This window comes from Stenotrophomonas sp. YJH_SMC_20 (assembly GCF_059367845.1).
In genome coordinates, this window is record NZ_JCAFRG010000001.1 from 265,148 (window position 1) to 288,940 (window position 23,793).

19 protein-coding genes and 1 tRNA gene are annotated in these 23,793 nt (G+C 65.9%); 7 read left to right on the forward strand and 13 right to left on the reverse strand.

What is annotated here, in order from left to right; all coding sequences use genetic code 11:
• Window positions 1–6: 6 nt before the first annotated feature.
• The 4 genes from cyoD to cyoA are packed head-to-tail and all read right to left on the reverse strand — an operon-like array spanning window position 7 to window position 4,023.
• On the reverse strand, window positions 7–348 hold the full coding sequence (cyoD, locus tag AC5P6A_RS01195) for a cytochrome o ubiquinol oxidase subunit IV (RefSeq protein ID WP_005415725.1): 342 nt from the start codon (window positions 346–348) through the stop codon (window positions 7–9).
• Window positions 348–986: a cytochrome o ubiquinol oxidase subunit III gene (cyoC, locus tag AC5P6A_RS01200; protein ID WP_164144653.1), complete on the reverse strand. Its 639-nt coding sequence runs from the start codon at window positions 984–986 to the stop codon at window positions 348–350. The genes cyoD and cyoC overlap by 1 nt, the downstream gene beginning before the upstream one ends.
• Complete coding sequence (gene cyoB, locus AC5P6A_RS01205) at window positions 983–2,980, reverse strand: cytochrome o ubiquinol oxidase subunit I (RefSeq protein ID WP_019659275.1); 1,998 nt, start codon at window positions 2,978–2,980, stop codon at window positions 983–985. The genes cyoC and cyoB overlap by 4 nt, the downstream gene beginning before the upstream one ends.
• 2 nt (window positions 2,981–2,982) lie before the next feature.
• A complete protein-coding gene (gene cyoA, locus AC5P6A_RS01210) occupies window positions 2,983–4,023 on the reverse strand; it encodes a ubiquinol oxidase subunit II (RefSeq protein ID WP_164144654.1) in 1,041 nt (346 codons plus the stop codon).
• A gap of 316 nt (window positions 4,024–4,339) precedes the next feature.
• On the opposite strand from cyoA, the gene AC5P6A_RS01215 reads away from it, so the two are divergent.
• Together AC5P6A_RS01215 and AC5P6A_RS01220 are read left to right on the forward strand one after the other, a co-directional pair.
• On the forward strand, window positions 4,340–4,975 hold the full coding sequence (locus AC5P6A_RS01215) for a GyrI-like domain-containing protein (RefSeq protein WP_180876077.1): 636 nt from the start codon (window positions 4,340–4,342) through the stop codon (window positions 4,973–4,975).
• A 13-nt stretch (window positions 4,976–4,988) separates the two neighbouring features.
• The gene (locus tag AC5P6A_RS01220) at window positions 4,989–5,321 is read left to right on the forward strand and encodes a hypothetical protein (protein ID WP_180876079.1); all 333 of its coding nucleotides are present in this window, start codon (window positions 4,989–4,991) and stop codon (window positions 5,319–5,321) included.
• Window positions 5,322–5,387: 66 nt separating this feature from the next.
• Here the strand turns inward: AC5P6A_RS01220 and AC5P6A_RS01225 are convergent.
• The 3 genes from AC5P6A_RS01225 to AC5P6A_RS01235 form a co-directional block, all read right to left on the reverse strand.
• Window positions 5,388–5,463, reverse strand: a tRNA-Thr gene (locus tag AC5P6A_RS01225).
• Between the two features lie 58 nt (window positions 5,464–5,521).
• The gene (locus AC5P6A_RS01230) at window positions 5,522–6,517 is read right to left on the reverse strand and encodes a 2-hydroxyacid dehydrogenase (protein WP_180876081.1); all 996 of its coding nucleotides are present in this window, start codon (window positions 6,515–6,517) and stop codon (window positions 5,522–5,524) included.
• A gap of 97 nt (window positions 6,518–6,614) precedes the next feature.
• Entirely contained in the window at window positions 6,615–9,485 is a 2,871-nt protein-coding gene (locus tag AC5P6A_RS01235; protein WP_180876083.1) for an autotransporter family protein, read from the reverse strand.
• A gap of 254 nt (window positions 9,486–9,739) precedes the next feature.
• On the opposite strand from AC5P6A_RS01235, the gene AC5P6A_RS01240 reads away from it, so the two are divergent.
• Genes AC5P6A_RS01240 through AC5P6A_RS01260 form a run of 5 tightly spaced genes read left to right on the forward strand, consistent with a single transcriptional unit; the run spans window position 9,740 to window position 15,729 of the window.
• A complete protein-coding gene (locus tag AC5P6A_RS01240; RefSeq protein WP_346714797.1) occupies window positions 9,740–10,249 on the forward strand; it encodes an RNA polymerase sigma factor in 510 nt (169 codons plus the stop codon).
• A complete protein-coding gene (locus tag AC5P6A_RS01245; protein WP_021202458.1) occupies window positions 10,246–11,214 on the forward strand; it encodes a FecR family protein in 969 nt (322 codons plus the stop codon). The genes AC5P6A_RS01240 and AC5P6A_RS01245 overlap by 4 nt, the downstream gene beginning before the upstream one ends.
• A gap of 11 nt (window positions 11,215–11,225) precedes the next feature.
• Window positions 11,226–14,021 (forward strand): TonB-dependent receptor plug domain-containing protein, encoded by a 2,796-nt coding sequence (locus tag AC5P6A_RS01250; protein ID WP_180876087.1) that lies wholly within the window; start codon window positions 11,226–11,228, stop codon window positions 14,019–14,021.
• Window positions 14,022–14,068: 47 nt separating this feature from the next.
• Window positions 14,069–15,025 (forward strand): hypothetical protein, encoded by a 957-nt coding sequence (locus tag AC5P6A_RS01255; RefSeq protein ID WP_180876089.1) that lies wholly within the window; start codon window positions 14,069–14,071, stop codon window positions 15,023–15,025.
• Window positions 15,022–15,729, forward strand: a complete 708-nt coding sequence (locus AC5P6A_RS01260) for a hypothetical protein (protein ID WP_180876091.1) — start codon at window positions 15,022–15,024, stop codon at window positions 15,727–15,729. The genes AC5P6A_RS01255 and AC5P6A_RS01260 overlap by 4 nt, the downstream gene beginning before the upstream one ends.
• A 59-nt stretch (window positions 15,730–15,788) precedes the next feature.
• Here AC5P6A_RS01260 and AC5P6A_RS01265 read toward each other — a convergent pair whose 3' ends face one another.
• The 6 genes from AC5P6A_RS01265 to AC5P6A_RS01290 form a co-directional block, all read right to left on the reverse strand.
• Window positions 15,789–16,478, reverse strand: a complete 690-nt coding sequence (locus tag AC5P6A_RS01265; RefSeq protein ID WP_180876093.1) for a lysoplasmalogenase — start codon at window positions 16,476–16,478, stop codon at window positions 15,789–15,791.
• The gene (locus AC5P6A_RS01270; RefSeq protein ID WP_180876095.1) at window positions 16,475–18,358 is read right to left on the reverse strand and encodes a M61 family metallopeptidase; all 1,884 of its coding nucleotides are present in this window, start codon (window positions 18,356–18,358) and stop codon (window positions 16,475–16,477) included. Before AC5P6A_RS01270 ends, AC5P6A_RS01265 begins: the two co-directional genes overlap by 4 nt.
• A 116-nt stretch (window positions 18,359–18,474) precedes the next feature.
• Window positions 18,475–19,425, reverse strand: coding sequence for a 4-hydroxy-3-methylbut-2-enyl diphosphate reductase (gene ispH / locus AC5P6A_RS01275; protein ID WP_019659291.1), 951 nt, complete (start codon window positions 19,423–19,425; stop codon window positions 18,475–18,477).
• 27 nt (window positions 19,426–19,452) lie between these two features.
• The gene (gene lspA, locus AC5P6A_RS01280; protein ID WP_014646377.1) at window positions 19,453–19,977 is read right to left on the reverse strand and encodes a signal peptidase II; all 525 of its coding nucleotides are present in this window, start codon (window positions 19,975–19,977) and stop codon (window positions 19,453–19,455) included.
• Window positions 19,977–22,808: an isoleucine--tRNA ligase gene (ileS, locus tag AC5P6A_RS01285; RefSeq protein WP_180876098.1), complete on the reverse strand. Its 2,832-nt coding sequence runs from the start codon at window positions 22,806–22,808 to the stop codon at window positions 19,977–19,979. Before ileS ends, lspA begins: the two co-directional genes overlap by 1 nt.
• Window positions 22,805–23,752 (reverse strand): bifunctional riboflavin kinase/FAD synthetase, encoded by a 948-nt coding sequence (locus AC5P6A_RS01290; RefSeq protein ID WP_171952323.1) that lies wholly within the window; start codon window positions 23,750–23,752, stop codon window positions 22,805–22,807. Before AC5P6A_RS01290 ends, ileS begins: the two co-directional genes overlap by 4 nt.
• Window positions 23,753–23,793: the final 41 nt, after the last annotated feature.

Sequence of the window (23,793 nt, forward strand, 5' to 3'; positions counted from 1 at the left end):
AGGACGTCAGTGCATCATGTGCACGTTCATGTTGTGCATGACCCACAGGGTGCCGATCACGATGATGCCGATCACCACGACGGTGAAGGCCGCCGCGTTGACGTTCCAGCGGCTTTCCGAAGAGCGGTCCAGGTGCAGGAAGAACACCAGGTGGACCAGCATCTGCAGCACCGCGGTGACCGCGATCACCACACCGTTGACGGTGCGCGAGAAATCGCCCGACATCACCATCCAGAACGGGATGACGGTCAGCACCACCGCCAGCACGAAGCCGATCAGGTACGACTTCACGCTGCCGTGGCTTTCGCCGCCGGTGCCGTGGTCGTGTGCATGGTTGTCATGTGCCATTACAGCGCTCCATTGAGGTAGACGACGGAGAACACGCCGATCCAGATCAGGTCCAGGAAGTGCCAGAACAGGCTCAGGCACGCCATGCGGGTCTTGTTGGTCGCGGTCAGGCCGTACTTTTTCAGCTGCACGAACATCACCAGCAGCCACAGCAGGCCCGCGCTGACGTGCAGGCCGTGAGTACCGACCAGGGCGAAGAACGCCGACAGGAAGGCACTGCGGTCCGGACCGTAGCCCTGATGGATCAGATGCTGGAACTCCCACACTTCCATGCACATGAAGCCGAAGCCCAGCAGCCAGGTGATGCCCAGCCACAGGTACATCTGGCCCATCTGCTTGCGGTGCATGGCAATCATGCCCAGGCCGAAGGTCAGCGACGAGGTCAGCAGCAGCGCGGTTTCCCACGCCACGAACGGCAGCTCGAACAGGTCCTTCGCGGTGGGGCCACCATCGGTACCGCCTGCCAGCACCACGTAGGTGGCGAACAGCGAGGCGAAGATGAGGCAGTCGCTCATCAGGTACACCCAGAAACCGAAGACGGTGTTGCCGCCGGTGTCGTGGTGCTCGTGGTCGTCATGGCCATGGGCCGCCGCGTGTGCGGCGTGCCCAGGGCTCAGGGTCGAGGTATTGGTGCTCATGCCTTCAGCTCCGACTTCACCAGGCCCTGGGCTTCCAGGTGCTTGCGGTGTGCGTTCTCGATGCGTTCCACCTCGGCGGCCGGGACCCAGTAGTCCACGTCCTGGTCGAAGGTGCGGTAGATGAACGTGGCGATCATGCCGACGAAGCCGACGATGGCCAGCCACCAGATGTGCCAGATCATCGCGAAGCCGAACACCAGACTGAAGGCACCGATGACAACGCCCGTGCCGGTGTTGCGCGGCATGTGGATGTCGGTGTACTTGGCCGGCTTCGGCCAGGCTTCACCACGCTGCTTGCGTTCCCAGAAATCGTCCAGCTCGGTGACGTCCGGCAGGGTCGCGAAGTTGTAGAAGGCCGGCGGCGAGGAGGTTTCCCACTCCAGCGTACGGGCATCCCACGGGTCACCGGTCAGGTCCACGGTCTTCTTGCGGTCGCGGATCGACACGGCCACCTGGATGATCTGGCACAGGATGCCGGCGCCGACGATGAACGCACCGCAGGCAGCAACCAGCAGCAGCGGCTCGTAGGCCGGGTTGACGGTGCTCTGCAGGCGACGGGTCATGCCCATGAAGCCCAGCACGTACATCGGCATGAAGGTCACGTAGAAGCCGATGAACCAGCACCAGAACGCGCACTTGCCCCAGAACTCATTGAGGCGGAAGCCGAACATCTTCGGCCACCAGTAAGTGATGCCGGCGAACATGCCGAACACCACGCCGCCGATGATGACGTTGTGGAAGTGGGCGATCAGGAACAGGCTGTTGTGCAGCACGAAGTCGATGGCCGGGATCGCCAGCATCACGCCGGTCATGCCGCCGATGACGAAGGTGACCATGAAGCCGATCGTCCACAGCACCGGGGTGGTGAAGTGCACGCGACCGCGGAACATGGTGAACAGCCAGTTGAAGATCTTCACGCCGGTCGGGATCGAGATGATCATCGTCGTGATGCCGAAGAAGGCATTGACGTTGGCACCCGAGCCCATGGTGAAGAAGTGGTGCAGCCACACGATGAACGACAGCACGCCGATGCAGGCGGTGGCGTACACCATGCCCTTGTAGCCGAACAGCGCCTTGCGCGAGAACGTGGCGATGACTTCGGAGAACACACCGAACGCCGGCAGGACCAGGATGTACACCTCCGGGTGACCCCAGATCCAGATGAGGTTGATGTACAGCATGGCGTTGCCGCCACCATCATTGGTGAAGAAGTGCGTACCCAGGTAGCGATCCAGGGTCAGCAGCACCAGGGTGATGGTCAGCACCGGGAAGGCAGCGACGATCAGCACGTTGGTCACCAGGGCAGTCCAGGTGAACACCGGCATCTGCATCAGCTTCATGCTGGGGGTACGCATCTTCAGGATGGTGATGAAGAAGTTGATACCACTCAGCGTGGTACCCAAACCCGCCACCTGCAGGCCCCAGATGTAGTAGTCCATGCCGACGCTTGGACTGTATTCGATACCCGACAACGGCGGGAACGCCAGCCAGCCGGTGGCGGCGAACTCACCGATCCACAGCGACAGCATGATCAGCACCGCGCCCGCCACGAACAGCCAGAAGCTGAGCGAGTTGACGAACGGGAACGCAACGTCACGCGCACCGATCTGCAGCGGCACGGCCAGGTTCATCAGGCCGGTGATCAGCGGCATCGCCACGAAGAAGATCATGATCACGCCGTGGGCGGTGAAGATCTGGTCGTAGTGGTGCGGCGGCAGGTAGCCCTCGGACCCGCCGACGGCGAGCGCCTGCTGGGTGCGCATCATGATGGCGTCGGAGAAGCCGCGCAGCAGCATGACGAAGGCGACGATGAGGTACATCACGCCGATCTTCTTGTGGTCCACCGAGGTGAACCACTCCTTCCACAGATAGCCCCACAGCTTGAACTTGGTGATCAGGGCGACGACGCCCAGGCCACCCAGCACCGCGCCGACCAGGGTGGTCAGCACGATCGGATCGTGGGGGATCGACTCAAGAGAGAGTTTTCCCAACATGTTCATTCTCCCGAACCCGCGTGGCCGGCATGGCCTGCGTGTTCGTGTTCGTTGGCATCCAGGTTTTCACCCGATTCCTTGGAATCATGCGCATCACTGGGGGCGTGGCCCTCGTGCGCTTCATGGGTGGCGGCGTCGGCAGCGGCGGCACCGGCATGCGAGTGCTTCATGCCGTAATGCTTGTTGTCGCCCATGTGCTTGGCGATGACCCAGTCGAACAGGCCTTCTTCGGTCTTGCCGAAGTAGGTGACCGGATACCACTCGGCGTTGCGTGCTTCGCCCAGGGCCTTGAACGAGGCCTTGTCCAGGGTCTGCTCGCCGGCGCGGACCTGGTCCAGCCACTGGCGGTATTCGGCATCGGTGACCGAGTAGGCGGTGAAGTGCATCTTGGCGAAGCCCGCGCCGCTGTAGTGCGAAGACATGCCCGGGAATTTACCGGTCTCGTTGGCGATCAGGTGGAGCTTGGTCTCCATCGCAGCCATCGAGTAGATCATGCTGCCCAGGTGCGGGATGAAGAACGCATTCATCACCGAATCGGACGTGATCTTGAAGTTCAGTGGCGTGTTGACCGGGAACTTGATTTCGTTGACGACCGCCACCTTCTCTTCCGGATAGATGAACAGCCACTTCCAGTCCAGCGAGATCGCCTCGATGGTGACCGGCTTGACGTCCGAATCCAGCGGACGGTACGGATCCAGTGCGTGCGACGAGCGCCAGGTCAGGACCGCCAGCACCAGCACGATCATGCACGGGATCGACCACACCACCACCTCGATCGCCGTCGAGTGGGACCACTTCGGCTCGTAACGGGCCTTGGTGTTGGAGGCGCGATACTTCCACGCGAAGGTCAGGGTCATGATGATGACCGGGATGACGACCAGCAGCATGAGCACGGTGGCCGTGATCAGCAGGGTCTTCTCATCCTGGCCGATCTGGCCCTTCGGACTGAGGATGGCCACGGCATCGCAGCCGGTGAGCATCACCAGCAACGACAGCAGCAGGCCCGGGCGCAACCAGCGCCCAAGGGTTTTCAACGGAATCATCGGTCGATCCAATTGCGAGGGAATGCCGTTCCCCGTCCCTGCCTGTTCCGGCCAAAGCCGGTCCCACCGGTCCGGAAGACAGGCAGGCAGGTGGGGTCGAGTCAGCCTTTCAATTTTAGGCCGTCACCCATCATTTAAGAAAGGCATTGACATTGATCGAGCGCAGGAAAGGCCCGATTCTGGCTGCGACACGTTGTCGCACCGCGCACGCACGATGGCATCGGCCGGTGATCCGCCGCGCTCGGCAAAGTCGCCTGAACAGATTCAGGTGCGCGGACAGACAGGAACATGGGATGCTCCAGGCAGGAGGGATGCCATGGACAAGATCGACTTCAAGAAGCGCGACCGGGCGCTGTACCAGCCCCCGGCAGGCCGGTTCGTCCAAGTGGAGGTGCCGCCGTTGCCCTACCTGATGATCGACGGCCGCGGCGACCCGAATACCGCCCCGGCTTACCTGCAGTCGGTGCAGTGGCTGTATGCAGTGAGCTATGCACTGAAGTTCGCGCTGAAGGCCGAGGGCTGGGACTACGTAGTGCCGCCGCTGGAAGCGCTTTGGACCGCCGACGACCCGGCGAGCTTTGTGGCACGCCGCAAGGACGAGTGGTCGTGGACGGTGATGATCCGTACGCCGGACGGGATCAGCCCAGGGCAACTGGAGACCGCCATCGCCAAGGCGACGAAGAAGCTGGGCGAGACACCGGCTGGCCTTCGTCATAGGGTGCTTGAGGAAGGCCTCTGCCTGCAGACCCTGCATGTGGGCGCCTACGATGACGAAGGCCCGATCCTGGCTCATCTGCACGACGAACTGATGCCTTCGCTGGGCTACACCTTTGCCGGCCCCCACCATGAGATCTACCTGAGTGATCCGCGAAAGACCGACGCGGCGAGATTGAAGACCGTGCTGCGGCAACCGGTGCGGGCGGTTGGGCCTGACGAGGGTTCTCGCGCATGACCCGAGGAACGTCATGCGCATGATCGAACGACTGCTGCGCTGGACCACCCTGCCCGCCGGGCGCCGGCTGATGGCCGTGCCTGGGGCTACGCTGGTGATCGTGCTGGCCTGCAATCCGGATCTGCTGCCGTTGTTGCCGCTGGTGGATGCGTCGGGACTGGACGTACTGATGCTGTTGCTGGGTGCGCAGGTGGTCGCGGTGCTGCCATGGGTACGCGAGCGGGCCAGCCGCGGGACCAGAGTGCTCGCACGCCTGCTGATCGGCGCATTGGCGGGAGCAGCGGGTGGTTATCTCCAGCAGCTGGCGTGGTGGCTGGCGAAGGATGCGGGGATGGCGCGGCGTTGATGGCGTCGCGCCGCCAATCGGCCAAACAAAAAGCCCCGGCCAAAGGCCGGGGCTTTTCATTGCAACTGGTGCCGGAAACAGGAGTCGAACCTGCGACCTACGCATTACGAATGCGCCGCTCTACCAACTGAGCTATTCCGGCGGAGCCCGCGATTTTACGGGCTGGGCGCCCCGGCGGTCAATCCACCCGGCTCAGCCCGCTACACCCGGTTCGCACACACCCGCCCCTCGGCAAAGTCCCGCAGGTTCCCCAGCGTGATCGCCGAGATCTCCTGCAGCGCCTCCACGGTGAAGAAGCCCTGGTGGCCGGTCACCAGCACGTTGGGGAAGGTCATCAGGCGCTGGAAGGCCTCGTCGTCGATGATCTCGCCGGACAGGTCCTGGAAAAACAGCGCGCTTTCCTGCTCGTACACGTCGATGGCCAGATGACCCAGCCGGCGCGCCTTCAGCGCGCGGATCACCGCATGGGTATCGACCAGTGCGCCGCGCGAGGTATTGACCAGCATCGCGCCCGGCTTCATCCGCGCCAGCGACGCGTCATTGATCAGGTGGTGGGTCTCAGGCGTCAGCGGGCAATGCAGCGACACGATGTCGGCACGTGCCAGCAGTTCATCCAGCCCGACCCTATCGCCGATTCCGCCGAACGCAGCCGACGGATACGGGTCGTGTCCCAGCACGATGCAGCCCATGCCCTTGAAGATGCGCGCAGTGGCCAGGCCGATCTTGCCGGTACCGACGATGCCCACGGTGCGGCCATGCAGGGTGCGCCCGAGCAGGCCATCGAGCATGAAGTTGCCTTCGCGCACCCGGTTGTAGGCGCGATGGGTCTGCCGATTGAGGGTCATCACCAGCGCCAGCGCATGCTCGGCCACGGCTTCAGGCGAATAGGCCGGTACGCGTGCGACGAACAGATCCAGCGCTTTTGCAACCGCCAGATCCACGTTGTTGAAACCTGCGCATCGCAGCAGCACGGCCCGCACCCCCACCGCATGCAGGGCGTGCAGTACCGGCGCATCCAGGCGGTCGTTGACGAACACGCATACGGCTGCGCAATCCTGCGCCAGCGCCGCCGTGTGCACGTCCAGCGCCACATCGAAGTACACGAACGCAAAGCCGTCCCCAGCTGCATCGCGCTGGTTCGCCTCATCAAGGAAGTGGCGGTCGTAGGGACGGGCACTGAAGACGGCGATCTGCATGGATGGGCCTGGGTGGAATGCCATACCGACCATACCGCAGCAGCGCCCGCGTTGGGATGGCACCGGCGATGCCGTCATCGCCGGTGCCGGGTGCCACTTAGAACCTGCAGCCCAGGCCCAGCATCACGCCGTTCTGGATCTGCCCATCGCGGCGCTCGCCCACGTAATCGGCCATGATCGACAGCCGCTCGCTGGCACGGCTGGTCACACCCAGGTTCCAGGCCAGCACCTGCTCGCCCACCGCCTGGCTGCTGGCGCCGAACACCAGATCCGGAGCTGCGGCGAAGCCGGTGCTGTAGCGGGCCTGCGAATCGCCCAGCTCCTTCTGCCAGACCACCCGGGCGCGCGGGGTGATGCGCTCACCGTTGTTGCCTTCGAAGGTCTTGAACAGCTGCAGGCCCGCACCCACGCGGATGCTCTCCAGGCTGCCACTGCGGCCAACCAGCGCACCGGCGCCCTGCCCTTCGTTGAAGCGGGTGGCCGAAGTGCGCGCGTAGTCCACCACCGGCAGCAACGGCTGGATCACCAGGCCCTTGCCGGTGGTGAACGAGAACGCATGTTCAACTCGTGCGGAGATCGCATCGTTGCTGTACTTCGCGCGCAGGGGCTGCTGCAGGCCATCGATACCGCCGATGCTGCGACGGGTGTCATGCCGCAGATCGGTGTAGCGCACGGCCGCCGACAGATAGCCGCGCGCGTACGTCGCATCGAGGTAACCGCCCACGTCCAGCGCGCGCACATCACCGGTGAAACCAGAGCCATCGCTGGCCTTGGTCGACATGTCCGCCGCGGCCACGCTGACGCCCAGGGTCACGCGGTCATCGGCCACGCGGGTGTCGGCACCGACCACGATGCCGCCGATGTTGTGGCTCAGGCCGGCCACGCCACCGTCGGCATCGATGCGGCCATGGCTGGCGAAACCACGTGCCCAGATGCCATGGCTGCGTCCGGCGTCACCGCTACCCGCAACGCTGCCCGGCGCCGGTTCGACCAGGTGCATCGCCAGCTGGTTGAACAGGCTGCCATGGCGCATGCCCGGCTGGGAGGAGACCGACTGCGCCACCTGCGAGGCCAGGCCATCGGCATCGCCGCCGCTGCGCATGGCCGACTGGTGCTGCTGCACGACGTTGCCGATGCTGCCCACCAGTGCGGTGTCTGCCAGGCGCAGGCTGGCGTGCGCATCACCGCGCAGGGCACCGGCCTGTTGTGCGATCACATCGCGGTCGGCGAACTGCAGTGCGCCCAGCAGCGATCTCAGCCCCTTGTCCTGGCGATCGGAGGCCGTCGCCAGCGCACGGCCCAGGCCGTCGCCGGACGTACCGTTGGCGAACAGGCCCAGCTGGTCAAAGCCGGGGTTGGCGGTCAGCCACAGGCCGTCGGCCGTCTGCTTCACGTTGAAGCTCAACAGCGAATTGTGGCGGGGACGGAACACATCACCGCTGATGCTGGCACTGTAGCCGGTGTCACCCAGGCGCACGGCCTCTTCGAAGCCACCCTGGTAGATCGGGCCCTCAACCAGATCACGACGGAAATCCTGGCCGTAGTAGCCCTGCGCCACGTTCAGTTCGAGGAAGGCACCCTTGGAGATCACCAGTGCCCCCTCGGTCTGCTCGTCATCGAAGAAGGTACCCACGCGCAGGCGGCCTGCAGCGGTGCCGCCATTCTCTGTAACGTCGAACAGCACCTTGCCGCCCGGCATGATGTTGACGTAGCCATGGGTGACCAGGTCGCCACCGCGCGGCATCAGCGTGCCGAACACGCGCAGGCGGTTGAAACCGTCTTCGCGGTACGACGGGCCGGTGCCGTCCAGCAATGCAGCGCGGTCCATCGCAGTACCCGCCACGTCGCCATGGCCGACCAGCATGCCTGCGCCGAGCACGCGCACTTCCGATGCGCGCAGGGCACCGCCTTCCAGCGCGATGGTGCCATTGTCGACCAGCATGAAATCCGCACCCGTCGTCGCGGACGTGCGCCAGGTGGCGCCGTTGCTCACCCGGATCACGCCCATGGCGTTGTCCAGCGTGGAGACATCCAGATCAGCCAGCCGCAGCTTGGACAGCAACAGGTCCTGGATGTCCGGGTCACTGAGGTAACCCTGCACCGACAGCGCACCGATGCCCTGCGGACCCTTGCTGGATGCGTTGTAGATGCTCTGCGCGAGATTGATGTAGGTGGATCGCCAGTCGGTATTCCAGCGCGCGAAATCATCATCGACGAACGCCTGCAACTGGCGTCCGGTACGCAGGTAGCCGGGGTTGATGTCGCCGGTCACGTTGGCGGTAACGTTCAGGGTGTCGCCCGGATCGCGGTACCCGTTCGCGGTGATGATCCTGTTGCTGTAGATATCCTGGCCGGGGAACGACTCCAGCTTGCTGCCACTGCCATCGGGGTCGAAAGTGACCGAGGAACCGGCGCTGCGTGCCGGATCGCGAAACACCAGCAGGCCGTTCGGCTTCACCACTTCGTACATGGCCTTGTGCAGCAGCCCGGCATCCATGCCACCACCGTAGTTGCCGGTGTAGATCTGGGTCATGCGCGGCGACGGCGTGTAGATCACCTTGCCGCCGCTGCTGGCCGCGTGGATCTGCACCGAGTCGATGAGCGGCAGATCGCCGGCCAGATAGCGTTCGACGCCACCAGACTGCATGATCGAGCAGGACGAGATGCAATTGCCGGACACGATGGTGTTCAGTCCGGAAGTGCGGATGATGCCCTGCAGCCACTCGCCGGCGATCAACGCACCACCGTTGGACGTGCGCAGCACCACCTCACGGACCGGCCGGCCTTCGGCCTGCGCCTTGGCCAGCAGTGCCGGCAGGGACACCACGTCGGCGTAGGTCACATCGCCACTCAGGAAGATGCGATCGCCCTGCACGTGATAATTCATTGCCATGACGTCATCCACCACGGATATGGCGGCAACGCCCATCAGCCCGGCCAGGGCCAGGCTCAACTTCGAATACTTCATGTGCTCTCTCTCCACCCGCAACACGCGGATGGAGCGATCAACGCCACAGCGGGGTGATCTCCCCCAGTGGAACGGATCCTAAAAAATGAATACATTCACAATGGGAATTCGATCGATGCACACTCTTCCCCATCCGGTCATCGTCGCGTAAAACTCGACGACGCATTCGCCACCCACCGTCGAGGCCAGCCCTGTCCACCCCGTCTCCCCTGCTCCATCGCGCGCCGGAGCTACCCGCACCTGCGGATGCCTTCATCGCGTTCGTGCGCGAAGAGCGCGCACCGCTGTGCGCGTTCCTGCGCACGCGGGGGGTTGGGCCTGAGGATGCGGAGGATATCGCGCAGGACTGCATGGAGCGGCTGATCCGCTACCGCGCACAGGGCCCGGACGAACTGCGCCTGCTGCTGTATCGTATCGCCCGCAACCGCCTGGCAGACCGCGGCCGCTCACCGCTGTCGCGGCCGCATCTGCCGCTGGCCGAACACGATGGCAGCGACGAACCGTCCAGTTCCTCGCCCGATCCATTGCGCCAGGCCGAGTCGGGGCAGATGCTGTTCCTGCTGCGGCAGGCCCTGTTCAAGCTTCCCGAACGCGCACGCGAGGTCTATCTGCTCAACCGCATCACCGGCATGAGCTACACGCAGATCGCGCGGCATTGTGGAATTACTGCCAAGACCGTGGAAAAACATATCGCCCGCGCCCTGCAGGGCCTGCGTCAGGAGTTGGGATCGGATCCGCTGCACAACGACAGGGACGGCCAATGAGTGGCACCCCGCACAGGGATGATGCACAGCTGTTTGAACGCGCCAGCGCCTGGGTAGCCCGCCTGGAAGCCCCGGACTGCACGTCGGCCGAACGCGAAGCGTTCGAGGACTGGCTGGCCGAAGATCCGGCCCACGTCAAAGCCTGGGTGCAGGCCGAAACCCTGTTCCAGCAGGGCGCTGGGCTTGCGGCTGACCCTTGGCTGCGGACCGCTGCGGCACGCGCGGCGCGTCCGCCGCGCCGGCGCTGGTTGCCGGGCGTGGCCGCTGCTGCCGGTGTCTGCATGGCGATCGGCATCGGCTGGATGGCTGCCGTCGACGGCAACCCGACGCCACAGGTCTACGCCAATGATTCGCACCAGCCACAGCAGCAGACACTGGCCGATGGCAGCGTCGCCATGCTGGATGCTGGCACCACTCTCCGCGCCCGCTTCGGCTGGCGCCATCGTGAGCTGGTGCTGGAGCAGGGCCGGCTGCAACTGCAGGTCGCACCGTCGAACAAGGCGCTGCAACTGCGCGCCGGCGACAGTACGATCCGCGACATCGGCACGACCTTCCAGGTGGAACGCCTGCGCGACGGCCTGGTCGAGGTCGCGCTGCTGGAAGGTGCCGTCGAAGTCAGCAGCGGCGCAGCGCAGCACACGCTGGCGCCCGGCCAGCAGCTGCAGGTTCTGCCTTCCGGCCGTATCCAGCCAGGCCCTGCCCTCTCCTCCACTGCCGCCGCTGAAGGCTGGCTGCAGGGGCAACTGGTGTTCGATGCCACCCCCCTGTCGATCGTGGTCGAACGCATGAACCGTTACGGCCGCACGCCGCTGGTGATCGCCGATCCTGAGATCGCCAGCCTGGCCGTGAGCGGTACCTTCCGTGCCGGCGATGCGCAGGAACTGCTGTCGGCGCTGGAACTGGGGTGGTCCGTGGCTGGCCAGACGCGTCCGGATGGCGCGCTGGAACTGCGCCGCACATACTGAGGAGACCGGCGGTGAAGGCAGGTCCGGGTGCGCTGCAGTGGGGGCTGCTCCGGGCCCTGCTATGCCTTGCCCTGGGCGTTGCCGCAGTACCGATGGCCGATGCCGGCACGCCCGCGGGCACGCTGGCGATCGACGTGGGCGCCGGCCCACTGGTACCGGCACTGCAGCAATGGGCCCGGCAGAGTGGCACCGCCCTGCTGTTCGACGCACGTGAACTGGAGGGTCTGCGCACCGATGGCACCCGTGGCCAGCGCGATACCGGGGCTTCGCTGAAGCAACTGGTTGCCGGCCTGCCGGTCAGCATCCTGCGCACGTCCTCGGGTGCTTTTGTCGTGCGGCGGGTCCATGCCGAGCCTGCCAAGCCGCCGGCAGCGTTCACCGCCCCGCGTCTGCCGCGCCCGCCTCCCAGGTCCGCCGACACGCCGCACGAGGTGGAACTGGCTCCCATCCACGTCACCGGCAGCCGGCTGCCACGCTCTTCGGTGCAGACCACGCTGCCGGTCACCACCATTGATCGTGACGACATCCTGCGCAGTGGCTACGGCAACCTGTTCGACCTGCTGCGGCACCTGCCCGGCATGAACGGCCATCCTGCCATGAGCACCTCGCGCGGCGGCGATTCGCAGTACCTGCCGGTGGGTGCAGCGGCCACCACCAGCCTCGATGGCATGGGACCGCGGGCGACGCTGTTCCTGGTCAATGGCCGGCGCCTGCCGCGCTATCCGATGGTGTCGCTGGAACAGGGTGGGCTGACCGACCTCGGCGGCATTCCGCTGAGCTTCGTCGACCGCATCGAACTGGTACGCGGCGGTGCCTCGGCCATCTATGGCGCCGACGCCATGTCCGGCGTGGTCAACATCATCCTGCGCGACCAGGCCGATGGGCCCGAAGCCATGCTGCAGACCGGGCTCAGCAGCCGTGGCGACGCGGGCCAGTACCGCCTGCAGGCCGCCACGGGCGGCGCACGTGGCAACGGAGACCGCTGGTTTGCCGGTCTCGATCTGCACCGTGTCGAACATGTCGCCGGTGACCAGCGTGACTGGCATGCGGAAACCTCGCTGTATCCGATCGGCGCGATCCTGGGCAACTGGTACGTGCCCGCGCGGCGCTGCGAGCCGCCCCTGGAGCGGCGCGAGGACGGCTGCTGGTTCGACAGCGCCCGGCCGCGTTCGCTGCAACCGGCCTCGGATACCGCGTCGGCCTACCTGCGCTACCGGCACGAACGGGGTGAGGGACGCTATGCCTATGCCGAGGTGCGGGCCAGTCACAACCGCCAGCGCTTCGACCTGGGCCCGACCGCCGTTGCGGTGGTGTCGCGGGGCATCACCTTCAACAGTGTGCTGCGTGAGGCCGGCAACGTGCGTCCCAAGGTCCGCGCCACCGATACGGACGTCACCTTCGGCATCGGACGTGACCAGGGCCGGCGCAGCTGGGAAGCCGGCATCAGTGCGCAGCGCAGCGAAGTCACCTTGTCCACGGCAGGCACGGTGCGCACGGCGCTGCTGCTTGAAGCAACGCAGGCACGCAGGTTCATTCCCGGCTTCGACGCGCCGCCGGCAGCCGATATGGACGCGCTGTTCCCATCCATCCGCAACCGCGGCAGCACTGCACAGTGGCAGGGCTGGTGGGGCGTGCAGCGTGAGCTGATGGCGATGGCTGGGGGCAATGCGCAACTGGCGACCGGCATCGACCTGCGCCATGAGCGCTGGACCTCGCATCCGGATGCGCTGCTGAGCCAGGGCGACCTTGCATTGGGTTTGCCGCAGCAGCAACGCCGCCTGTCGCGGCAAAGCAGCGGTGTCTATACCGAGCTGGGCCTGCCACTGGCACCCACGCTGCGCGCGGACCTGGCCGCACGCTGGGACCGCGACGACGGCTTCATGGCGTTCTCGCCACGTGCCGGACTGCGCTGGACCCCGACGCCTCACTGGTCGTTCTTGCTGGCCAGCGGACGCGGCTACCGTGCGCCGAGCCTGTTCGAGCAACGGCGCCCCCCGGGCTACTTCGGGTCGATCACGCTTCCGGTGTCCAGTGCCCTTCCTGAATGTGCAATGGCCACGGCCAGTGGCGGCTGCAGCGTCACGGCCAACGTGGTTGAGAACGATGCACTGAAGGCCGAGCGATCGCGCAGCCATTCGCTGGCCGCCACATGGACACCCAACGACACGTTTTCGCTGTCGCTGACCCACAACATCGTGGAACTGCGCAACGAGATCCTCGCCCTGCAGCCAAGCGATGCGGTGTGGAATCGCAGTACCTGGGAGCTGGATGACGACGGCTACCTGAGCAGCCTGCGCCTGTCGTTCGACAACATCGGCCGCACCACCTCCCGCAACTGGGTCCTGCGTGGCGAATACCGCATCGACAGCGGCAGCAACGGCCAATGGTTGTTCTCACTCGATGCGCTGAAGCAGCAGGAACTGCGTCGGCGCCGTGACCACGAGGCCGCCGTGGACCTGCGCGGCCATGTGACACCCGAACTGGCTGCGGTGTTGAACGCGCAATGGCAGAACAGCAACTGGGACGTCGCCCTGCGCGGCAACCAGGTCGGTCGCACCCGTGCCTGGCTGCCGGGGGCCGAATGCCCGCAGGATCAGGCCGAACAGAACCACTGCATGAATCCGCGCCAGCTGCGCTGGAACCTGCACCTGGCACGCCGCCTCGGCCCGCGCGTCGTCGCGGCGCTGGACGTGCACAACGTGCTCGACACGCAACCGGTGAACTACCTGGTCGGCAATGGCGGGCAGATGCCGGGGCTGGATGATCCGCTCGGCCGCTACTACCTGCTTACCCTGCAGTTCCGCTGAGCGTAGTAACCTACGCGGCCTGTTCCACCGGTCTGCCACCTCCCCCCATGAAGGCCTATCTCTGGTTCTGGGGCGCGTTCCTGCTGTTCTTCGCGTTGCCCTTCCCCTGCATTCTCTATTTCGGCACCTCGTGGCCGGTGGCGCTGGCTGATCGCAGTGCACCGTGGCTGGCACTGTTGCTGCTGGCACTGTCGCTCGCTGCATGGCTCGCTCTGCTGTTCGCGTTCCTGCATTTCCTGCTGCTCGGCCCACCACGCGCCCTGCATCGCGTTCGCTCCATCCTCGCCGATGGCGAACCACGCGATGCGCTGATCGAACACGCTGAACAGACCGGCGTGCAGGTGCGTGGCTTCGCGCAATGGAAACTGCAGCTGTCCTTCAAGAACCTGTCCGGCACGCCGATCCGCGAACTGCTGCTGGTAGTCGACAGCAAGCCGCAACTGCAGCGCTTCGGCGTCGGCAGGCACGTCGATGCACGCCTGAGCCGGGTGCCGGGCGCGTTCCCGAACGTGGTACTGGACGGTGCCCAGCCCGAACTGAATGTCGCCAGCCTGTGGCGACGCGGCATCGGTGCAGCACTCGGCATCGCAGCCGTTGCCGCTGCCTATGTGTGGGCCTATCGGCTGCAGAGCGAGGGCCTGGGCTGGACCTTCCTGACCTTTGGCCACCCACTGCTGGTGTGCCCGCTGGTGTTGTGCGGCTACGCCCTGGTCCTGCGCCTGCTCGGCCGCCTGCTGCACGCCGATGCCCGCGGAGACGCGCTGAAGTACCGCGGCATCGGTGTGGAGGCCCGGGTATTGAAGGTGCGCCAGACCGGCACCTACCTCAACGAACAGCCGCAGGTGGAGTTCCAGCTGGAATATACCGACCGCGAAGGTGGCATACAGCAGGTGAGCGTGCGCCGCTTCATCCCGTTGATCGAGCTGGCCAACGTTCCACGCGAGCAGGTCACGCTGCTGTACGACCCGGATGACCGCAGCAATGTGCGCCTGGAGGCTGTATGAAGCGGTCGCCTTCCACACCCGTGGTATTTTCCGCCGTGCTGCTGGTGCTGGCCGGCGCCGCCGTTGCCGGTGGTGCGCTGCAGACGATAGGCGAAACACTGGGGCATTCGGTGCAGGCTGACCGCGCGACCGCGCCGATCACCATGCCGCCATCGCGCGAGGGGCCCGCTTCGCTCGCTCCGATTCCCGAACCGCGATCAATGCCGGTTCCCGAACGCAGCAACCGGTTGTTCGATGCGGACTACCTGCTGGCCGCCCGCCAGGCACTGGAACAGATGCCTGCACTGGCCGGGCACCGGTTGACGGTGTTCCACAGCATCCACTTCTACGACGATGGCCGCATCAACCTGGACCTGGTCGACCCGCAGCAGCCGACCCACGTCGACAGCTACCACTTCGAGCGTGGCCAATGGCGCAAGGGCAATCCGGTGAACCCGCAGCAGTTCGCGCCGACCATCAGCCTGCAGCGCAGCAGCACATCCCTGGCCAGCATCGATTTCGAGGCCGTGCCGCGCGTGGCGCAGGCATTGCAGGAACAACGCAATGCCCTGCAGAACCCCGCATCCGAAGTCGGCCACGTGTATGTGATCGTGCGCAAGGGCGGCAAGCTGGTGTGGCTGCCGGACGAAGTGGCCGGTGACCGCGAATCCGTGCGCCTGCAGTTCGATGCGCAGGGCACCCTGCGCGGCGTGAACCACCGATAGGCCGCACAAAAAGGGGACGGAGGGGATTAAGTCGTATGTGCCTTGGTGCGGATTGCGACTTAATCCCCTCCGTCCCCTTTTTGCTGTTTCACCGAGCGGGCGATGGCGTACTGCGCGCCATAGTACGTGGACAACACCAGCAGGCTGGCCAACGGCAGGCCACCGGCGAAGCGGTCCCAGGCCAGCAGGGAATCGCTGGCGACGAACAGCAATGCACCTGCCGCGGCCCAGCGGGCGCTTCGGGCTTCCACGGCACCGGGCTGCGGGCTGCGCCACTGCCGTGCCAGGGCCAGCGCTGCCATCGATGCCAGCACCACCACGTATGCCAGCACCGGCACACGCATCGGCACCGGCAGGTGCGGCCACAGGCCAAGCACATTGAGTACGGCAAAGGCCGCCAGCAGGACGCTGGCGGCCAGCAACCCACGCCCGGCACGCAGGCCATCGCGGAAGGCGACGATGTAGCAGAGGTGCGCCAGCAGGAACGCCACCAGCCCCGGTACGAACGCGTCCATCGGCAGCATCAGCGCGATGTCACCCACGCACGACAGCAGCATGCCGGCCAGCACCGCGCGCCGGTAGGTCGGCTGCGCAGGATCACGCACCCGCCAGGCGATGGCAGCGATCAGCAGCGTGGTCGCCGGCTTCGCCAGCCAATGCAGCCAGCGCCCGTCACCGTCCAGGAACGCACCGATGATGGCCAGGATCGCCATCAGCAGGATCACGCCATCGCCGGCGCGCGGCTTCATCGTGGCTTCCACAGCTCCGCAAGGCGGTCAGGCTTGCCGGCAATGCGCTCCAGCACCGGGTACTGCAGGCCACCGTGGTAGTCGATGTTCATCGTGTCGATCCGATCGAACTGCTTCACCAGCAGCACGATCGGCGCCTTGTCCTTCGCCGCCGCAGCCACCGCGTCCTTCAAGCGCTGGCTGCTGTACTCGCGGCCGCCAACGGCAATCACCTTCATGCCAGGCGCCAAGCCGGCGTTGAAGGCCGGGCTGTCCCAGATCACGTCGCCGACCGTACCGTTGTCGAGCACCGTCGCACCCAGCGAGTACGCCAGCAATGCGGCCTTGGCGCGCTTCTCCTGCGCCTTGTAGGCATCGTTCGGCGTATCGCGGTAGACCAGCTTCCAGCCCGCCAGCTCCAGGCCACCGGTCAACGCGCCGTGGCCGTCCAGGCGCCCGCGCAGGAACGTCGCCCAGTCGTACGGCGCGATGCCGTTCAAGGTCGCGACCACGTCGTCGAAGGTGTACGGGTTGACGTCCCAGTCGCCATTGCCGACGCCGAAGAAGGCGCGCGCGAAGTCATCCAGGCTGCGGCGGTTGCCACTCAGTTCGCGCAGCTTGCCTTCCACTTCCAGCCACAGCATCTGGCCGCCGGAGTAGTAGTCTTCGCTCATCTGGTAGTTGCGATACGGCAGCGTGCGACGCTGGGCGATGGTCGGGTCGTTGGTGGTGTCCTGCAGCGGACGCCAGGCCAGGCCCGGGCGGCCACGGTCATAGGTCGCGGCCACATTGGCCAGCATGTCGCGCGCCTGCGCAGCCGACCACAACCCCGAGCGTGCCGCCAGCACCTGCCCCCAGAACTGGGTCTGCCCTTCGTACACCCACAGCAGGCTGTCGCCCATGGGCACGTTGAAGTTGGCAGTGGCCAGGTCGGCACCGCGACGGTACTTGCCGTTCCAGGAATGGGTGTACTCGTGCGGCAGCAGATCGCGCATCCACGCGTTGCGGTCCCACTCGGTGAAGTAACCCGGGTCGGCGCTGTTCTCGCTGGAGCGGTGATGCTCCAGGCCGATGCCGCCAAGACGATCGGTCAAGGCCAGCAGGAATTCATAATGGTTGTAGTGACGCGCGCCATAGAGCTTGTCGGCCTGCTGCACCAGCGCGCGGTGCATCGTGATCTGCGCGTCGGTCGGCTTCAGCGACTTGGCTTCGTCGGCAAACACATTGAGGTGCACCGGCACCTTCGCGCCCGGATCGAGATCGATGCGCTGGTAGTGCTCGCCGGCAAACAACGGCGAATCGACCAGATGGTCATACGAGATCGGCTTGAACACCACGGTATCGCCGTCGCGGTGCGCGGTTTCCAGCGCCGTGGCAAACGACCAGCCCTTGGGCAGGGTCACGCTGGCCTGCGCCTGCAGGTTGCGCGCATCTACGCCGGCCGGATACAGCGAATTGGCGTTCCACTGCAGGTTGAGCATTTCCGGGGTCATCACCACCCGCCCCTGGCTGCCGCCCTGCGAGGACAGGAAATCGAAGTGGGCGACGATCTCGCTGACGCCCTCGGGCACGTCCACCTTGAACGCATAGACGTTGTACTGGTCGCGCTGCCAGGCCAGCGGCTTGCCGTTGGCGGTCACGCGCAGGCCGGCCAGCTTGTCGATCGGGCCGGTGGGCGAATGGTTGCCGGGAATCCACTGCGGGTACAGCAGGGTGACCGGACCGGGCTTGACCGGCACGGTGGCGGTCACCTTGAAGATGCGACGGGCAAGGTCACGTGCATCTACATCGATGCGCAGCAGGCCTGGGGCTGCGGCATCACCCGATGGCGAGGCCTGCGCCAGCGCGGGCGTGGCGGCCAGCGCGAACAGCAACGACATCGCCAGGGCACGGGTCTTCATCGGCAACTTCCAGCATCGGAGAATCCTCCGATGCTAGGCCTGTGCGATGGCCGGCCCCATGGCCAAAGGTCATGGATGTGCTTATCCACGCCATGCGTGGATGAGGCCTTTCCCGGTCAGTCGACCAGGCGCAGGCGCAGTTCCTTCGGCAGCGCGAACACCATCGATTCCGGCTCGCCGTCCAGCTCGGACACGCCACTGGCACCCAGCTCGGCCAGGCGTGCCAGCACGCCGTCGACCAGCACCTGCGGCGCCGAGGCGCCAGCGGTCACGCCGATGTGCTGCTTGCCCGCCACCCACGCCGGGTCGATCTCGTGCGCGCCATCGATCAGGTACGACTCCACGCCTTCACGGCGGGCCAGCTCGCTCAGGCGGTTGGAGTTGGAGCTGTTCGGCGAACCGACCACCAGCACCAGGTCGCAGCGCTTGGCCAGATCGCGCACGGCATCCTGGCGGTTCTGCGTGGCGTAGCAGATGTCGTCGTTCTTCGGGCCCTGCATCGCCGGGAACCGCTCGCGCAGCGCATCGATGATGCCGCGCGTGTCATCCACCGACAGCGTGGTCTGGGTGGTGTAGGCGAAGTTGTCCGGCTGGTTGATCTGCAGCGTGGCAACCTGCTCCACGTCTTCCACCAGGTAGATCTGGCCGGTGCCGGCTTCGCGGTTCCACTGGCCCATGGTGCCTTCCACCTCCGGGTGACCGGCGTGGCCGATCAACACCACGTCACGGCCGGCACGGCAGTGGCGGGCGACTTCGAAGTGGACCTTGGTCACCAGCGGGCAGGTGGCGTCGAACACCTTCAGGCCACGGCGCTCGGCTTCCTGGCGCACGGCCTGGGACACGCCATGGGCACTGAAGATCACCGTGTTGTTGTCCGGCACTTCGTCGAGTTCCTCGACGAAGATCGCGCCGCGCTGCTTCAGGTCGTCGACCACGAAGCGGTTGTGCACCACTTCATGGCGGACGTAGATGGGCGCGCCCAGCGTTTCGATCGCGCGCTTGACGATCTCGATCGCACGATCGACACCGGCACAGAAACCACGCGGGTTGGCGAGCAGCACATCCATCAGTTCAATCTCCCGGCAGCGGCCGGCTTACGGTTTCGGATTGGCATTATCCGCCTTTTTGGCGGACTTGCCGTCGAACAGGCCAAACAGGGCGATGCCGATGGCACCCACCACGATGGCCGAGTCGGCGATGTTGAACGAGGGCCAGGTGTAGCTGCCCACGTACCACTGGATGAAGTCGACCACGTGGCCGTGCACCTGGCGGTCGATCACGTTGCCGATGGCACCGCCGATGATGAGCGCATACGGCACCGCGGCCTTCCAGTTGCCGCGCGCGGTGCCGCGCAGCCACCACGCCATCAGGCCGCTGATGGCGATCGCCAGTGCGGTGAAGAAGTACTTCTGCCAGCCACCGGCGTCGCTCAGGAAACTGAATGCCGCGCCGGTGTTGTAGGTGCGGTACCAGTTCCAGAAGCCGTCGATGACCACCACCGGCTGGAACTCCGGCAGGCTCGACAGCACCCAGGCCTTGGACCACTGGTCCAGGCCGATGATGGCCACCGACAGCAGCAGCCAGACCAGGGCGTTCGGATGCGGACGGGGCGCGGCCATCAGAACCAGCTCCGCACTTCACCGGCACCGGTGATGTTGCTCACGCAGCGGCCGCACAGTTCCGGATGGTCGGCGTTGCTGCCGACATCGGCGCGATGGTGCCAGCAGCGCACGCACTTGGTCTTGGTGGTCGGCTGGGCGCTGACGAACACCTCGTCGGTGGTCGCCGGCCGCACCTGCACGTCGCCGCTGATGAACAGGAAACGCAGTTCATCGGCCAGCGGCTGCCAGCGCGCGGCCTGCTCCTCGCTGGCGGCAATGGTGATCTCCGCTTCCAGTGCGGCACCGATCGCGCCGTTTGCCCGCATCGGCTCGAGCACCTTGGCCACCTGTTCGCGCACGGCCAGCAGCTGGTCGAAGTCGGCGGCGTTGAGCTGGGCATCGGCCGGCAGCGGCGCCAGGCCGTCGTACCAGGTGGTGAACAGCACATGGCCAGCATGCTCGCCCGGCAGGTAGCCCCACAGCTCGTCGGCGGTGAAGGTCAGGATCGGCGCGACCCAGCGGGTGAACGCTTCGGCGATGTGGTACATCGCGCTCTGTGCCGAACGGCGACCGTGCGAATCGGTCGGCATCGTGTACAGGCGATCCTTGGTCACGTCCAGGTACAGCGAGCCCAGGTCCACGCTGCAGAAGTTCAGCAGCAGCTGCACGATCTCGGCCATGTTATAGCCGTCGTAGGCCGCCTTGATCTTCTCCTGCAGCTCCCACGCGCGATGCACGATCCAGCGGTCCAGCGCGACCATCTGCTCGAGCGGCTGCAGGTGCAGCGCCGGGTCGAAGCCGTCCAGGTTGCCGAGCAGGAAGCGTGCGGTGTTGCGCAGGCGGCGGTAGGCATCGGCATTGCGCTTCAGGATCTCCTGCGACAGCGACATCTCGTTGCTGTAGTCGGCCGAGGCGATCCACAGGCGCAGGATGTCCGCGCCCAGCTTGTTCATGATGTCCTGCGGCTCGATGCCGTTGCCCAGCGACTTGGACATCTTGCGGCCGTGCTCATCCACGGTGAAGCCGTGGGTCAGGCACTGCTTGTACGGGGCGCGCTTGTCGATCGCCACGCCGGTCAGCAGCGAGGACTGGAACCAGCCGCGGTGCTGGTCGGAACCTTCCAGGTACAGGTCGGCCGGCTTGCCGAAGCCACGCGCGGCGAGCACGCCTTCATGGGTCACGCCCGAATCGAACCAGACGTCGAGGATGTCGGTGACCTTCTCGTAGTCGGCGGCTTCAGCGCCCAGCAGTTCGGCGGCATCCAGCGAGTACCACACGTCGATGCCCTCGGCTTCGACGCGGTCGGCGACCTGCTGCATCAGCTCCACCGAACGCGGATGGATCTCGCCGGTCTGCCGGTGGGTGAACAGTGCGATCGGCACGCCCCAGGTGCGCTGGCGCGAGATGGTCCAGTCCGGGCGGCCGTCGACCATGCTCTGGATGCGCGCCTTCCCCCAGGTCGGGAACCAGCCGACGGTGTCGATGGCGGCCAGCGCATCGTTGCGCAGGTTGGCCTTGTCCATCGAAATGAACCACTGCGGGGTGGCGCGGAACACCACCGGCGTCTTGTGGCGCCAGCAGTGCGGGTAGCTGTGGCGGATCGGATGGAACGCCAGCAGCGAACCGTTCTCGCGCAGCACGCCGACGATGGCCTCCTGCGCCTTCCACAGGTGCTGGCCGGCCAGCACCACGTCACCGGCCGGCGGGGTCGATTCCAGGTACACGCCACGACCGTCGATCGGGGTCACCTGGCCAGCGTTGTACTTGTCCAGCAGGCCGTACTTCTGGCTGACCACGAAGTCTTCCTGGCCGTGGCCGGGGGCGGTGTGCACCGCACCGGTACCGTCCTCGTCGGAGACGTGGTCGCCGTTGAGTACCAGGATCTCGCGCTCCGGGTAGAACGGGTGCGCCAGCAGCTGGTTCTCCAGCGCCGCGCCGGTGGTTTCACCGTGCAGCACCACGTTCTCGACGCCGTAGCGCTGCAGTGCGCGCTCGGCCAGCGCCGCAGCGAGCACCAGCCAACGGCGCTTGCCGTTGTGCGCCGGGCCTTCGGCCAGCACGTAGCGGATCTCCGCGCCCAGCGACACCGCCAGCGAGGCCGGCAGCGTCCACGGGGTGGTGGTCCAGATCGGTACGGCCACTTCGACGTCGGCCGGCACGCTCACGCCGAACGCCTGGCCGATGGCCTGGGCATCGCGTGCGGCGTAGGCCACGTCGATCGCCGGCGATTCCTTTTCCTGGTACTCGATCTCGGCCTCGGCCAGCGCCGAGCCACAGTCGAAGCACCAGTACACCGGCTTGGCGCCGCGCACCAGGTGGCCGTTGGCCACGACCTTGGACAGCGCACGGATCTCGTTGGCTTCGAAGTCGAAGCTCAGGGTCTTGTACGGGTTGTCCCAGTCACCGGTCACGCCCAGCCGCTTGAAGTCCACGCGCTGGATATTGATCTGCTCTTCGGCGAACTCGCGGCACTTCTGGCGGAATTCGACGGCGTCGAGCTTGGTGCCGACCTTGCCCCACTTCTTTTCCACCGCGATCTCGATCGGCAGGCCATGGCAGTCCCAGCCCGGCACATAGGGCGCATCGAAGCCGGCCAGGTAGCGCGACTTGACGATGATGTCCTTCAGGATCTTGTTGACCGCGTGGCCCAGGTGGATGCGGCCGTTGGCGTACGGGGGGCCGTCGTGCAGCACGAACAGCGGGCGGCCGGCGGCGTTGTCGCGCAGCTGCTGGTAGAGCCCCTGCGCTTCCCACCGCGCCAGAATGCCCGGCTCGCGCTTGGGCAGGTCGCCGCGCATCGGGAATTCGGTGGCTGGCAGGTTCAGGGTGGTCTTGTAGTCCTGGCTCACGCAGTGGCTCGCAATCTATGTTCGGAAAGGATGGCGCGCGCCTGTTCGGCGTCGCGGTGCATCTGGTCGGTCAGCGCCGCCAGATCATTGAACTTCTCTTCGTCGCGCAGCTTGGCGACGAATTCCACGTCGATGTGGCGACCGTACAGGTCACCCTGGAAATCGAACAGGTGGGCTTCCAGCAGCGGCTCCACGCCCTCCACCGTCGGCCGCGTGCCGAAGCTGGACACCGATGGCCACGGTTGGTCGAACACACCATGCACCCAGGTCGCGTAGATACCCGACAGCGCCGGCGTCTTCGGGAAACGCAGGTTGGCAGTGGGGAAACCCAGCGTACGGCCAAGCTGTCGACCGCGCACCACCCGGCCGCTGATCGCGTAGGGACGGCCCAGCAGGTCGTTGACACGGGCGAAGTCGCCCTGCTGCAGCAGCTGGCGGATGCGAGTGCTGGAAATGCGCTCGCCATGCAGATCCACCGCTTCGATCTCGCCCGCGGTGAAGCCCAGTGCAGCACCCATCTTCTGCAGCAGGGCCAGGTCGCCACGGCGGCGGTTGCCGAAGCAGAACTCCGGGCCGATCCACACTTCGCGTGCGCCCAGGCGGTGGGCCAGCAGCCGGTGGACGAAATCCTCGGCCGGCATCGCTGCCATCGCCGCGTCGAAACGCAACAGTCCGATCGCATCCACACCGAGCTCGCGCAGGATCTCGACCTTGCTGCGGGCCAGGGTCAGCCGCGGTGGCGGCGTGCCCTGGGAAAAGAATTCACGCGGCAGCGGCTCGAATGCCACGGCCACTGCGGCCACGCCCAAGGCGCGCGCGCGGGCAACCGCGTGGCGCACCAGCGCACGATGGCCCAGGTGGAGGCCGTCAAATGCACCGATACAGACCACGCTTCCGTTGGGGAACAGCGCCCCGCCCTCCACGCTTCTGAACAGCCTGCTCATCAACTCTCGTTCCGGCCCGACCGGGGCCGCCGCTTCAATGG